The sequence below is a fragment of the Paenibacillus cymbidii genome (assembly GCF_004764705.1).
In the GTDB taxonomy this organism is placed as follows: Bacteria; Bacillota; Bacilli; order Paenibacillales; family NBRC-103111; genus Paenibacillus_AN; species Paenibacillus_AN cymbidii.
Genome location: NZ_SHLX01000017.1, coordinates 77,940 through 91,399, shown reverse-complemented (window position 1 = coordinate 91,399; position 13,460 = coordinate 77,940). Strand labels below are relative to the sequence as shown.

Sequence of the window (13,460 nt, the reverse complement as noted above, 5' to 3'; positions counted from 1 at the left end):
ACGTTTTCGAAATGGGTGGAGCCGATGCATACCAAATCGCGCCTGCGATTGAAGCTGATCAGTGCGCTGTTGCTTGTCATTATGCCCCTGGTCGCCTATTTGTATTACGTCAACCAATACGGCATGAACGAGGTGCGGGTCAAATCGTCGCAATCCACCTACAACCTGCTCTACATGTTCATGAAGCAGCTCGACCAGACGCTGCTGTCGGCCGACAAACAAGTATACACGTATATATCGAACGATCCCGACCTCAAGACGATCGAACGGTACGGCGCGGGCACGGCCGACTACATGCTGGCCAAATACTATGCCTTCAACCGGCTCGCTTCGAGCATGAGCAATATGGAGAACAAGGCATCCTACTTCATCTACAACCAACCTGCCGGCGATCTGACGGGTTCGCAGCGGTTTCAGACATCGACCGAATCCGGCGATATGCGCCAGGCGGTGACGGCCATTCTCGCGGAGCACGTGCCGACCGAGCAATGGACCGTCGTTGCCGGGCCGGGCGGGCGCGGACTGCTGCGCATGTACGAATCGACGTACAACAGCGGCATTTACGTCGGGGTCTGGTTCCACATCGACGAATTGCTGGCGCCGCTTGCTTCGCTTGCGCTTGGCGACGGCACGGCGGTACTGCTTGCGGACAACGGCCAGTCGCTGCTGAAAGACAGCCCGGAGTTGTCTCCGCGAACGAAGGAAGCGCTGCTTGACTACCCCTTTTCGCTGCAAGCGCCCTATTATACGTTCGACGAAGGGCGAAACTCGTATATCGCCGTCGGCGCCTCCTCCTCGCTGCTGCGGCTGCAATTGCATATCGTTTCCGAAGAGAAGCAGCTGCTGACGTCGCTGCTCGTTTTCCAGCGCACGATTTATTACATCCCGATCGTGCTGGCGGTCATTTTCCTGATCTACATTCTGGTGCTGCAAAAAGTGCTCATCCGTCCCATGGGAGAAGTCATCCGCGGCATGCGGAATATCGGCAGCGGGGACCTGAACACGCGCATGAACGTCGGCTCCTTCGGCGATTTCAAACCGATCGCCCAGACGTTTAATGTCATGGCGCAAGAAATCGAAGCGTTGACGATCGGCGTGTATGAAGGGAAGCTGAAGGCGCAGGAAGCCGAAATGAAGCAGCTGCAAATGCAGATCAACCCCCATTTTCTGATGAATTGCCTTACGATCATTTACAGTTTCGGCGCGCTGAAGGATTACGCCTCGATCCAGAAGATGGCGCTGCACATGGCAGACTACTTCCGCTTCATCATCCAGCAGAACGACAAGCCGGTGCCGCTGCGCGACGAATTGAAGCATATCCGCAACTATTTGGAAATTCAACGCCTGCGTTTCCCTAACGAGCTGCAGTACGAAATCGTTGTTGCCGAACCGTTGGCCGAGGTGCTCGTGCCGCCGCTGTCGATTCAGCCGTTTGTCGAAAATGCGATCGTCCACGGGTTTTCCAAAGTACAGCACCCGTTCCACCTGCGCATCGAAGCCGCATGGGCGGAAGACGGCAACACCCTTGCCATTGCGGTGGCCGATAACGGGCCCGGGCTGACCACCGGGCAGTTGACCCTCTTGAACGCGGCGGACGAGCAAACATACGAACCGCGCGAGCACGTCGGAATCTGGAATGTCAGAAGAAGATTGCGGCTGCATTGGGGGCCGCAGGCGCAGGTGGAATTTGGCCATTCGTCCGGCGGCGGGGCGCTGGTTCGCCTGGTGCTGCCGGCGGCTGCCGACAGAGCACCAAACCTGCGGCGGGAAGTCACCGGCGGCGCTGTTTCGCCCGCAACGGATATGGCATAATAAAGGCGCCGTAAAGGCCGCACGCAGCCGGCCGAAGCCCGGGAGGAAATGCAGATGTATGGAATGCTCGTTGTCGACGATGAGAAGTGGACGGTGCAAAGCATATGCGAGTCGATCGACTGGGCGAGCGCCGACATAACCGGCGTGTACGCCGCCCATAATGTCGAGGAAGCGATCCGCGTGTTCGGCGAGCGCCGGATCGACCTGCTGTTGGCGGATATCGAGATGAGAGGCGGCAGCGGGCTCGATCTGGTCGCGTGGGTCAACGAGCACCGGCCGGACACCGAAACGATCGTGCTGACCGGGCACGCCAACTTCGAATATGCCCAGCGGGCGCTGCAGCTGGATTGTTTCGCCTATATGCTCAAGCCGGTCGACTATGGCGTCCTGTTCGACACGGTCGCCCGCGCCTTGCGCGGGGTGAAGCAGCAGCAGGAATGGAACGCCGATTACGAAGTGCTGCGCACGTACAAGACACTATGGGAGCAGCAAGCGCCCGTCTTGACCGAACGGTTCTGGCAAGATTTGCTCGCGCGGCGCATCGCGGCTTCGCCGGGCGTGCTCGATGAAACGTTGGCGCGCTATCGGCTCCCCCTGACGCATCGCGATGCGGCGATGCCGGTGCTGGTCAGCGTCGAGCATTGGCATATGGAGATGTCGACCCAGGACGAAGCGATTATGGAATTTGCGCTCCGCAAAGCGGCGGAAGAAATCATTCTCGGCGATATGGGCGGCGAAACGGTGCAGGACCGGGGAGGCGCGCTGTGGCTGCTGATCTGGCAGCGGGACGTCGCGACGGACGTAGCCCAGGTCGAGCGGCGCTGCAGGCAGTTTATCGAAGCGGCGCACACGTATTTCCACTGCTCGTTGTCGTGTTATATCGGCCGGGCGACGGCGCTCGGCCAGTTGGCCGACTCGCATCGCCAACTGGTCGAGCTGGAACGCAACAGCGTGCTCAGCTCCCGGGAAGTGATCCGGTTCCCCGCGGAAGCGGAGCAAGACCGGCCGGCCGCCTCCCTGCCGGCCGCCGTTCCCGATTTTATCGAATGGGGCGCGCTGCTGGACAACAGCCAGTTGGAAACGTTCCGCCAACGAATGGCGCACTTGTATGCGCAGTTGGAGGACGAGCTTCACCCTTCGGCCGATTCGCTGCTGCAGATGTACCACGGCCTGGTCTACTTGTTCTCTCGCGCGCTGCACCGGAAAGGCAGCTCGCTCGAAGCGATTCGCACAGTGCTGCTGGATCGCGATACGGCCATGCGGTCGTTGCGGCATCTGCGCGAGTGGACGCACAAGGCATTGGCGCAGCTCGAAACGCTGCTCGACGTGCAATTGACCAGCGACCAGAACGAGTGGATTGAAAAGGTGAAACGGTACATCGACGAACATCTGCACGAAAATGTATCCCGCCAGGAGCTGGCGCAGCACGTGTTTCTCAACCCATCCTACTTGTCGCGCCTGTTCAAGCGGGAAACCGGCGTTTCGATTTCCGACTACATGCTCGAGCGGCGAATGAAGCTGGCCGGCAAACGGCTGGCGGAATCGGACCAACGCATCGGCGACATCGCCGAATCGATCGGCTTCAACCACTTCTCCCACTTCCGCAAAATGTTCAAAAAGACGTTCGGCGTATCGCCTCAGGAGTATCGGCGTCAGTCGTCCAAATAAACCGAATCCGACGCAAATGCGCCGCAGCCGGCTTGCCCACCGGTTGCGGCGTTCTGCGTACCGGCGGGCATGTCCGCGAGCTGCGAGTCACCAAAGCGGCTTCGCCAGGTCACGAGAATGCCTTACCTGACCGGCGGAGCCATGCGACAATAAGAAGCAAGCCGGAAGCGCCCGGACGGAAGCGAAGCGGCAACGGCAATCGGAGGATGGGCATGGGCATGAAACGAATCGCAAGCCACAAATATTTGTACCTGCTGGGTCTCCCCGGCATGCTGTTTTTTATCGTCTTCAAGTATATGCCGCTGTACGGCATCCTCATCGCCTTCGAAGACTATTCTCCTTTCCTCGGCGTGTGGAAGAGCGAATGGATCGGGCTCGAGCACTTCCGCCGCTTGTTCGTCGATCCCGACTTCTGGCTGCTGCTGCGCAATTCGTTTACGATCAGCTTGCTGACGCTGGTGCTGCTGTTTCCGGCGCCGATCGCGCTCGCGCTGCTGCTGAGCGAGTTGCGATGGAAGGTATACAAGCGTGTGGTGCAGAGCGTCGTGTACTTGCCGCATTTCATTTCCTGGGTGCTTGTCGCCAGCCTGACCTATCTGTTCCTCTCTTCGGAACAAGGGCTGGTGAACAAAATCATCCTTCATTTCGGCGGCGAATCCGTCAAATTTCTGTTCGACACCCGCTATTTTTACCCGATCGTCGTGCTGCAGAGCATGTGGAAGGAAATCGGCTGGGGAACGATCATCTATTTGGCGGCGATCGCCGGGGTCGACCCGGCGCTGTACGAGGCGGCGCGCATGGACGGAGCGGGAAAATGGCGGCAAATCCGCCATGTGACGCTGCCCGCGATTGTGCCGACGATCGTTATCCTGTTCCTGCTCAATCTCGGCCATATGCTCGAAGTCAATTTCGAACAGCTGTGGCTGCTGCAAAATCCGTTGAACACCCGGCTGTCGGAAGTGTTCGATACGTATGTGTACAAGATCGGCATTCTAGGCGCCAATTTCAGCTACAGCGCGGCCATCGGCATGTTCAAGTCGGTTGTCGGCCTCGTGCTCGTGCTGCTGTCGAATGCGGTGGTCAAACGCCGGGGACAGGAAGGAATCTGGTAAAAGGAGGGGCGGCCGATGCCCGGTTCGATCAAAGAACATGCGTACCAAACGACGATAGCGATCATCCTGTTTCTCCTGTCGGCAACGATGCTTTACCCGTTCCTGTATGTCGTCATCGTTTCTTTTACCGATCAGACGGCTTATGTGCCGGGGCAGTTGGTTCTGTGGCCGCAGCGCTGGTCGCTGGACGCTTATCGCGTAATCTTGTCCGGCCATGGTTTTACCGACGCGCTCGGCTCCAGCCTGTTCATTACGCTTGTCGGCACGCCGCTGGCCATTGCCGTCAGCGCCATGATGGCTTACATGCTGGCCAAGCCTACGCTTCCCGGGCGCAAGTGGATCCTGAACCTGCTGGTGTTTACCTTGTTGTTCTCTCCGGGACTGATCCCGCTGTACTTGGTCATCCGTTCGCTCGGGCTGATCGATTCGCGTTGGGCGCTGATTTTGCCCGGCGTGGCCAACGCCTGGACTCTGCTCGTGCTCAAGAGCTTCTTTCAATCCTTGCCGAAGGAAGTCGAGGAATCGGCGAAAATCGACGGCAGCAACGATCTCGGCCTCTTCTTCCGGATCGTCGTGCCGCTGTCGAAAGCGCCGCTGGCCGCTTTTACGCTGTTCTTCGCGGTATACTACTGGAATCTGTATTTTCCGGCCATTATGTTCATCAACGATGTGGCCAAATGGCCGCTGCAAGTATTCCTGCAGCTGATGGTGATGGCCGCTTCGATTGAACAGTTCGTCGATGCGACGGCGGTCAGCGACATTATCGGCCGCCAGCGGATGCATCCGGAAATGCTGAAGATGGCGGCGGTCGTTGTCGTGACGGTGCCAATTCTGCTGGTGTATCCGTTCCTGCAGAAGCATTTTGCCAAAGGGGTATTGATCGGTTCGGTGAAAGGGTAGGAAGGGCAAGGCGCACAACGGCACAGGCAGTACCGGAGAACTTGTTCTCCTTACTGATATAAGCAAGACCATACCAGGGAGGTTACAGGCATGAATCGTAAACAAGGATTGGCGGCTGCGCTCGGTTCGGTTCTTCTGTTCGTTACCGCGTGCTCGTCGGGAAGCAAGGATGCTGGGCCGTCACCAAGCGGGAGCTCCGTCAAGCCGTCAACGCCGGCGGCTTCCGCCGCTTCGGCCAAACCGCAGGCGCCGCTGAAAATTTCGATGATGGTCACCACGTCAGGCGATGTGCCGACGGATGACAACATCATTCTGAAGGAACTGGAGAAACGGACGAATACGGACATCACCGTAACCTGGATCCCGACGGCGGAATATACGAACCGCGCCAACGTGACGCTGGCATCGGGCTCCATTCCCGACATTTTCACTTATATCCAGCCTTCCGGGCAGCTGATGTCGGCCAATATCGAACAAGCGATCAAAGGCGGCATGTTCGCCGACCTGTCCCCTTACATCCAGGACCCCAACTTTGCCAAAAACTATCCGAACCTGGCCGCTTATCCGAAAGACCTGTGGGAGTTTTCGAAATACAAAGGGAAAAATTACATCCTCCCTCGCAACTTGAACGATGTGGTGTGGAGCGGCGTGTGGCTGCGGAAAGACATTTTTGAAAAGTCGGGGCTGAAGGTACCGACAACGGTGGACGAATACGCCGACGTGATTACGAAGCTGGCGAATCCGCCCAAGCTGTACGGCCTCAGCTTCCAGGGCAAAAACGCGATGGACGGTTCGGGCATGAAAGCGTTCGCCAACGCGTTTACCGGCGTCAGAGACTGGGGGATCAACGACAAGGGAGAATTCGTCTACTCGGCCTTCATGCCGGAGTACAAAAACTTCCTCGCCTGGGTCAAAAAGCTGTACGACGCCAAAGCGATCGATCCGGAATTCCCGCTGGGCCAGGGCGCATCGGTATTTAACGACGGCAAGGCTGTTGGCGCGAACCATACGTACCAGACGTGGATCCAGTCGCCGGGACGCAATTTTCTCGACAAAGCGGGCCCCGGCGCAACGGCGATGCTGTTGATGCCGCTCAGCGGACCGAAGGCGCATGCGCTCGACTTCTCCCCCGGCTTCGGTTATCCCGGGCTGGTCAGCAGCAAATTTCCGAAGGAGGATTTGCCGCGCCTGCTCAAATTCTGGGACTACGCCGCATCGGACGAATGGTTCGACGTGACGACTTGGGGCCTGGAGAACATCCACTACAAGGTGGAGAACGGCAAAAAAGTGCCGATCCCCGATAAAGTGAAGGCCGATATGGTAGGAGCGTTCGGCAGCCTGACGTGGAACAAGACGCGGAATTTTGCCCAGGAGCATAAAGATTTGGGCGCCTCGCAGGCCGATCTGGACAACATGCAGAAGGTTGTGGAAGCCAGCCAGAAAGCGTTCAAGACCGATTTCAAGAATCCGTTCCTGACGCTTGGCCTCACCTCGGATACGTATGTCTCCAAGTGGGGGCAGTTGACCAAAGATCTGGACGACAATCGCGTCAAAGTAGTCGTCGGCAAGATGACGTTCGACGAATGGGACCAATTTGTGAAAAGCGTGACCGGTTCGGCCGATTACGCCCAGATCGTCAGCGAATTCAAAGCGTCGCAAGCGGCTCAGGCGCAAAAATAGGAGTGCACCATGGACACCAGACATGATGTGGTATGGGAGACGCCGAGCGGCGTCTCCAGCGGTTCGATGCCGCTCGGCAACGGCGACATCGGGCTCAACGTATGGGCCGGACAGGACGGATCGTTGTTCCTGCTGATCGCCAAGACGGACGCATGGGACGAGAACGGCAGCTTGCTCAAGCTGGGCCGCATTCGCATAACGGCTACCCTGGCGGGTAGCCGTCTGCCTGTCGGTCCGCCGGCGGCGTTCCGGCAAACGCTGCGACTGGCGGACGGCGAAATCGCGGTCGCGATCGGCGAAGCCGGCGAACAGATCCGCTACCGGATCTGGGTGGACGCCCACCAGCCGGTCGCCCGGATCGAAGCGGAGGCGGATCGGGAGATCGAGCTTCAGGTCGCGAACGAATCGTGGCGCACGGAGAGACGTCCGCTTGCCGGCAGCGAGCTGCATATGGCTTACGGCCTGAAAGGCGGTGCGGCTCCCATCATCGTGGAAGCCGACACCGTGCACGACGCGAAAGGCGACGAACTCGTCTGGTACCATCGCAATGAAAGATCGGTGTGGGCGGACAATATGCGGCTGCAGGGACTACCTGTCGACGATGAACGCTTCCGGGACCCGCTGCTGCGGCGCACCTTCGGCGTGCTCGCGCGGGGAGACGGCCTGGCGCGCAGCAGCTTGCGGGAGCTTGCGTCGTCGCGTCCGGCGGCGAGCTGGCGGCTTGCCTTGTTCGCCCATTGCGCGCAGACGGAAACCGTCGACGACTGGCTGCGGCAGCTCGAACAAAGCGCCGCCGCCTGCGTCGCGATTCCGCTCGAGACGAGCCGCGAGCGGCACCGGGCGTGGTGGCGCGCCTTCTGGCAGCGGAGCTGGATCGCTTCGGACGACGAACGGGTAACCGGCGTGCTGCAAGGCTATGTTTTACAGCGGTACATGAATGCGTGCGCCGGACGCGGCACGTATCCGATCAAGTTCAACGGTTCGATCTTTACGATGGAGCTTGACCTGGACAGCGAGCATCTGCATCTGGGTCGCGAAAACTACAACCCCGATTATCGCCGCTGGGGCGGACCGTACTGGTTCCAGAACACGCGGCTGATCTACTGGTCGATGCTGGCGGCGGGCGACTTCGATCTGATGCAGCCGTTTTTCAAGCTGTACCGCGACGCTTTGCCTCTGGCACAGCTGCGCACAACATTGTATTATGGGCATGAAGGCGCCTATTTTCCGGAGACGATGAATTTCTGGGGCACCTACGCCAACGACAATTACGGTTGGAACCGCGAAGGCATGGAACCGGGCATTGTCGCGAATGCGTACATTCGCCACTATTTGCAAGGCGGCCTGGAGCTGCTCGCGATCATGCTGGATTACGCATCGTACGCCGACGACGAAGACTTCGTCCGGCACACCTTGCAGCCGATGGCGACGGCTGTTCTCGATTTCTACGATCGGCACTACCCGCGCGACGGCAGCGGCGCGTTGACGATCGAACCGGCCAGTTCGCTGGAGACGTGGCATGAAGCGGTCAATCCGCTGCCGGAAATCGCCGGCCTTCACTTCGTCCTGGACCGGCTGCTTGTCGACGGCCCGATCCGGGATCGCCGGCTGCTGGCCCGTTGGCGACGGCTGTTGGCCAAGCTTCCGCATATTCCGCAGCGGGGCGACGGCGATGAGACGGTGCTTCTGCCGGCGGAGCAAGTGATGGGGCCGATCATGAACTCGGAGAACCCGGAGCTGTACGCGGTGTTCCCTTATCCCTTGTATGCGATCGGCACGCCCGGCGCGGCGATCGGCCGCCGCACGTATGCCGCCCGATTGACGAAACGGACCGGCGGCTGGTCACAGGACGCCATCCAATCGGCCTATCTGGGCCTGGCGGAGGAATCGTTGCGCGATGTCGCAAGCAACTTTCAGGCGACCGACCCCGCCATCCGCTTCCCGGCCTTCTGGGGCCCGTCGTTCGACTGGGTGCCGGATCAGGACACCGGCTCGGTTGCGATGATCGCCCTGCAAGCGATGCTGATTCAGTGCCGTGGCGGGCGAATCCATGTGCTCCTCGCCTGGCCGCAGCACATCGATGTGGCCTTCAGGCTGCACGCGGACAGCGGCACGACCGTGGAAGCCGAGTACCGCAACGGGACGCTGGTGCGCTGCGTCGTCGAACCGCCGTCGCGCGCGGCCGACATAGTGATCGGCTCCGGACCGGACGCTCCCCCGACGGTGCGATAACGCACAGATGGCGGATCGGGCGAACCTTCGCCAATGCGGCGCCCGGTCCCGGACATGCCGCCGGTTGCGATTGACACCATGACAGCAGATCAGAAAAAGCGGAGGAACGATTATGGAAGCATTCGTGAATGCGGCTTCATTCGGATTCGCGCCGGAAGCGACGGGGCTCGACAATGCCCGGGCGCTGCAGAACGCCCTGGACCAAGGCGGCACGATCGTCGTCAGCCGGCCGGGGGTGTACAAGCTGGCAAGGACGGTTTACATCGGCAGCTATACGACCCTGGTGTTCGGCAATGGCATAACGGTGCAGAAGCAAGACGAGGAAGGGCCGTTCTGCCATGTCATCCTGAACAAGGGCGCGCTTACCAAAACGTACGATACCCGCATTGCGATTGAAAATTTGCACATCGTCGTAAACGGGATGGACATTCGCAAGTTCGAAGTGTTCGGCTTGCACGGACAGCTCGCCTTCTTCTACGTCCGCGATTTGCGGATCGAGCGCTTTCGTTGCCTGGACCTCGGCAAGATGCAATATGCCATCCACATCTGCACCTTCGAGGACGTCATCGTGCGCGACGCGATCATCAAGGGCGACAAGGACGGCGTCCATCTCGGCCGGGGGCGGCGGTTCCACATCAGCGAATGCGTCTTCGAGACGTATGACGATGCCGTGGCGCTGAATGCCCACGATTACGACGTCGGCAATCCCGAGCTCGGCTGGATCGAGGACGGGGTCGTCGAAAATTGTCGCGACCTCGCGCGCGATGAGGCGAACGAAGGCGCGGTCGGCTTCTTCTGCCGCATTCTCGCGGGAGGATGGAGCGATTGGCGGCCCGGCATGGAGGTGCAGAAGTCGGACACCGTCGTATCGGCGGGCCGCTTGTACCGGGTCAAGGCGGACCCGGATGCCACGGTCTACGTATCGCATACGCAGCCGGTGCACGAGCATGGCATCGAAGTGCTCGACGGCATCAGTTGGGCGATGGTGCAGGACGATGTGACGTATACGGCGGGCGTGCGCAATGTTACGTTCCGCAACATCAGCCTCGGCAAGGCGCGCATCGGATTTTCCATCCATTTCGACAACGACAAGTACAGCCGCTCCTACTATCCCGGTTCGCCGGTGCCCAGCCAGGAGCAGCTGATGTTCGATCACATCCGCGTGCTGCACGACCACAAGAAGCCGCTGCTGCGGATCAACACCCCGGTCGACGCGCTGCTGGTCACGAGAGCCAGCCTGAAGGACAGCAATATCCTCTTCGAGGGCAACCGGGCGATGGACGATTATTTGCCTACCGCCGTCAGCTTGCTTGGCTGCGTCTTCCGCCACCCGGGCGAGTGGGATGTCGTCGAGAACCGCGTGCCGAACAAGGCGATCACGCTGCAGACGGCGGCCAGCGTCGTCATGGACGCGTCGTTCGTTGCCCGCGTGCAGCCGGGACCCGGCACCATCCGGGCGGCATCCGATCTGCCGGGACTGCAGCCGGTGATGGGGGCGGAGTAATTCGCGGGGTCTGAAAATAGTCAGTGAAAAATGGCTTATTCGTGCCTTTTTGCCTGTCTCGTCGAAAATAGCCAGTGAAATCGCTGGTTATCGCGACCATTTTGTCGCAAAATCGAACGTTTCACGAGAAATAGCCAGTGAAATCACTGGCTATTTCTGCTGCCACAGGCGAAATGCCGCCAATAAGCCATGTTTCACTGGCTATTTCACTTGCACCCGCCACGGGCGCCACCGCTGCGTCGCCGATTCTGCTTCCGGCTCCGCTACTTGTACTCGATCAGCCCGATGCGAATGCCCTGCGGATCGAACAAGTAGGCCAAGTAGAACCCGCCGAAGTCCATTTTGTTTCCGGCAACCGGAAGGTCAAGGGCCGGCCCCCAAAAAAAAGAGCCGCAAGCGACCGTTCGTCGCGTTGCGGCCCGAAAACCCGACAGGCTGCCTACTGTGCCGCCGGCACCGTCGCCGGCTCGGGAAACACATCAAGAATCGTCACGCCGCCGGGCTGAAGCTTGACCTCGAAGCTCGGTTTCGGCGTCTGTTCGCCAGTGTAGTGATGGATCAGCCCTCCCGTCGCCACCTCCTTGTAACGAACGGGCAAAATCGGGAAACTGGAGACGATGCGCGTACCCGCCACGGGTTGTTTCATCGACACGAAAGCCCGTCGGTACTGGGAATCGGTGTTGTTGAACAAATAAAGCCGGCAATGGCCGTTCTTGAGCCGGAACGCGAGATACGGCATGTCGCAGGCGAGCGGACAGTCGGACAAGTCGAGCAGCAGCCGCGCAAGCGCGTCGCGGAAGCCGGTCGTCACCTTGGCGAACGGCAGCGTATCGACCAGGGTGTACGGGAAATCCGCCGCATCGGCCGGGTCCCCTTCCAGGTTCGGTGCGCCGTCGTCACGCGCCAGCAACGCCTCGATCGCCGCAACGGTGCTTTCGGCGGGAGTGGCGCCGAAAGCGAAGGCGGTCAGCGGCCGGTTGCTGAAGCGGTCGGCGAATACGAAGGTCGGCCGGATGCCGTACTGAGCCGGGTTGAAGCCGGGCCGCGCGGTGGCGATCACGGCGCCGCGATCGTAACGCGCGACCGTGCGCTGTTCCTCCGGCGACAGCAGATCGAAGTCGGGAACGAGCAGCGCGCCCGTATACGCGTCCAGGTCGTCCGAACGAACGCAGGCGCCGCAATGGGTGCCGGCTTTCGCCAGCTCGTAGAACAGCTTGAACGGCGTCCAGCGGCGGGTGCGAATGTATTCGGCCAGCATATTTTCGTACGCCGTGTCCGACCAGAGCATGGCCGGCGACAACGTGCGTTCGACGTCGGCGGAGAAGGCGATTTCCATTCGTTCGCGCTCCCAGTCCCAGTCCGCGCGTTTGATGCCGTCGCCGAGACAAAGGAAGTACCCTTCGAGAGCGCGCCGCGATCCTCCTTTCTCCGCAAGCTGGTACGCCATCATCGTGTACAGGTCGCGTTCGTGCAGGCAGGGCATATGCTTCATCATGTCCCATTCTTCGGTGGCGTCCTGCAGGCCGACCATCGAAACGAGCCGGCCGTCGCGAATATGCGCCGCCGTTGTGGGGGCAATGGCCATGTAGCGGTGGAAGAAATATTCCTGGGTATCCCACGGGGACGCCACATAACAGCTCGTCGGCAAAATATTCGCCGTCAAATAATCGACGCCGGCGCGCATGATCCGGGCCATGTCCATGCCGAGGCAGTACTTCGTCTCGAACGGATCGGTGCAGTACATGCCGAGCACCATCACTTCGCAGCCGATGGCGTGCACGCGCGCGCACAGCTTGCGGAAGAAGCTTTCCCAGCGCCAGCACATGAACTCGATCCACTCGGCGCGGGCGCTCGACCAGATCCAGTCGCCGCGGGCGTCCTCCGCTTCCCCCTCGTCGTTCCCGAGCGCGGCCGCGATGCCTTCCGGCAGGACGCAGCCCGTATGGTCGACGAACTGCGTCACCAGGTCGGTCGAGTAGTCGCCGTGATACAGGTTGCCGTTCGGGCAGAAGCCGTCGGCGAGATGAACGCCGCGGAAGCCGTAATCGACCAGCGTGCGGCACAACCGCTCGATGAAGAAGTCCTCGTAGTACGTTCCGTCCTTGAACCGCTTCAGCGCAAAATGCCCCCTGCGCCCGCCGTTCCGCGTATGCCGGTGAATTTCCGGATGGTCGGCAATCCACTCGCGATGAAAGGCGTTGCCGATCGAGCTGCCCATGATGCCGGCGTACAGCCCGGTGCCGGCTTCGCGCAGGTTGCCGGCGAGCGTGCGCACATCGTAGTTCGTCCACGGCTGCCGCTCGCGCTCCGCGTTGCGCGGAATGCCGTAATAGGCGCAATTGTCGGCGTGCAGCTCGTATTCTTCATCCATGCCTCGATGCTGGTGGACAAAATCGGGATGGAACAGCAGCGCACACGCGCCGTCGGGAACAAACCCGGTCTGTTCCAGAAATCGCGCCGCCCCGCGGTCGGGGTCGTTGCGTTCGAAGCCGAGCATTTGCATCCATATGAACACTTTGCCGTTTTTCAGCTTTTCCATCTGTCGTTCGCTC

Annotated in this window: 8 protein-coding genes; 7 read left to right on the top strand and 1 reads right to left on the bottom strand. The window is 60.2% G+C overall.

What is annotated here, in order from left to right:
• The first annotated feature begins 24 nt into the window (after window positions 1–24).
• The 7 genes from EXY20_RS22505 to EXY20_RS22475 all read left to right on the top strand — a co-directional run bounded on the left by EXY20_RS22505 (window position 25) and on the right by EXY20_RS22475 (window position 10,908).
• On the top strand, window positions 25–1,812 hold the full coding sequence (locus EXY20_RS22505) for a sensor histidine kinase (protein ID WP_135554367.1): 1,788 nt from the start codon (window positions 25–27) through the stop codon (window positions 1,810–1,812).
• 54 nt (window positions 1,813–1,866) lie between these two features.
• On the top strand, window positions 1,867–3,480 hold the full coding sequence (locus tag EXY20_RS22500) for a helix-turn-helix domain-containing protein (protein WP_167859436.1): 1,614 nt from the start codon (window positions 1,867–1,869) through the stop codon (window positions 3,478–3,480).
• Between the two features lie 218 nt (window positions 3,481–3,698).
• A complete protein-coding gene (locus EXY20_RS22495) occupies window positions 3,699–4,592 on the top strand; it encodes an ABC transporter permease (RefSeq protein WP_207671322.1) in 894 nt (297 codons plus the stop codon).
• Window positions 4,593–4,607: 15 nt separating this feature from the next.
• On the top strand, window positions 4,608–5,492 hold the full coding sequence (locus EXY20_RS22490; RefSeq protein ID WP_135554364.1) for a carbohydrate ABC transporter permease: 885 nt from the start codon (window positions 4,608–4,610) through the stop codon (window positions 5,490–5,492).
• A gap of 90 nt (window positions 5,493–5,582) precedes the next feature.
• A complete protein-coding gene (locus tag EXY20_RS22485; RefSeq protein ID WP_135554363.1) occupies window positions 5,583–7,172 on the top strand; it encodes an extracellular solute-binding protein in 1,590 nt (529 codons plus the stop codon).
• Window positions 7,173–7,181: 9 nt separating this feature from the next.
• Entirely contained in the window at window positions 7,182–9,404 is a 2,223-nt protein-coding gene (locus EXY20_RS22480) for a DUF5703 domain-containing protein (RefSeq protein ID WP_135554362.1), read from the top strand.
• Between the two features lie 112 nt (window positions 9,405–9,516).
• Entirely contained in the window at window positions 9,517–10,908 is a 1,392-nt protein-coding gene (locus EXY20_RS22475) for a glycoside hydrolase family protein (protein ID WP_135554361.1), read from the top strand.
• A 439-nt stretch (window positions 10,909–11,347) separates the two neighbouring features.
• Here EXY20_RS22475 and EXY20_RS22470 read toward each other — a convergent pair whose 3' ends face one another.
• The gene (locus EXY20_RS22470; RefSeq protein WP_135554360.1) at window positions 11,348–13,447 is read right to left on the bottom strand and encodes a hypothetical protein; all 2,100 of its coding nucleotides are present in this window, start codon (window positions 13,445–13,447) and stop codon (window positions 11,348–11,350) included.
• Between the last annotated feature and the right edge of the window lie 13 nt (window positions 13,448–13,460).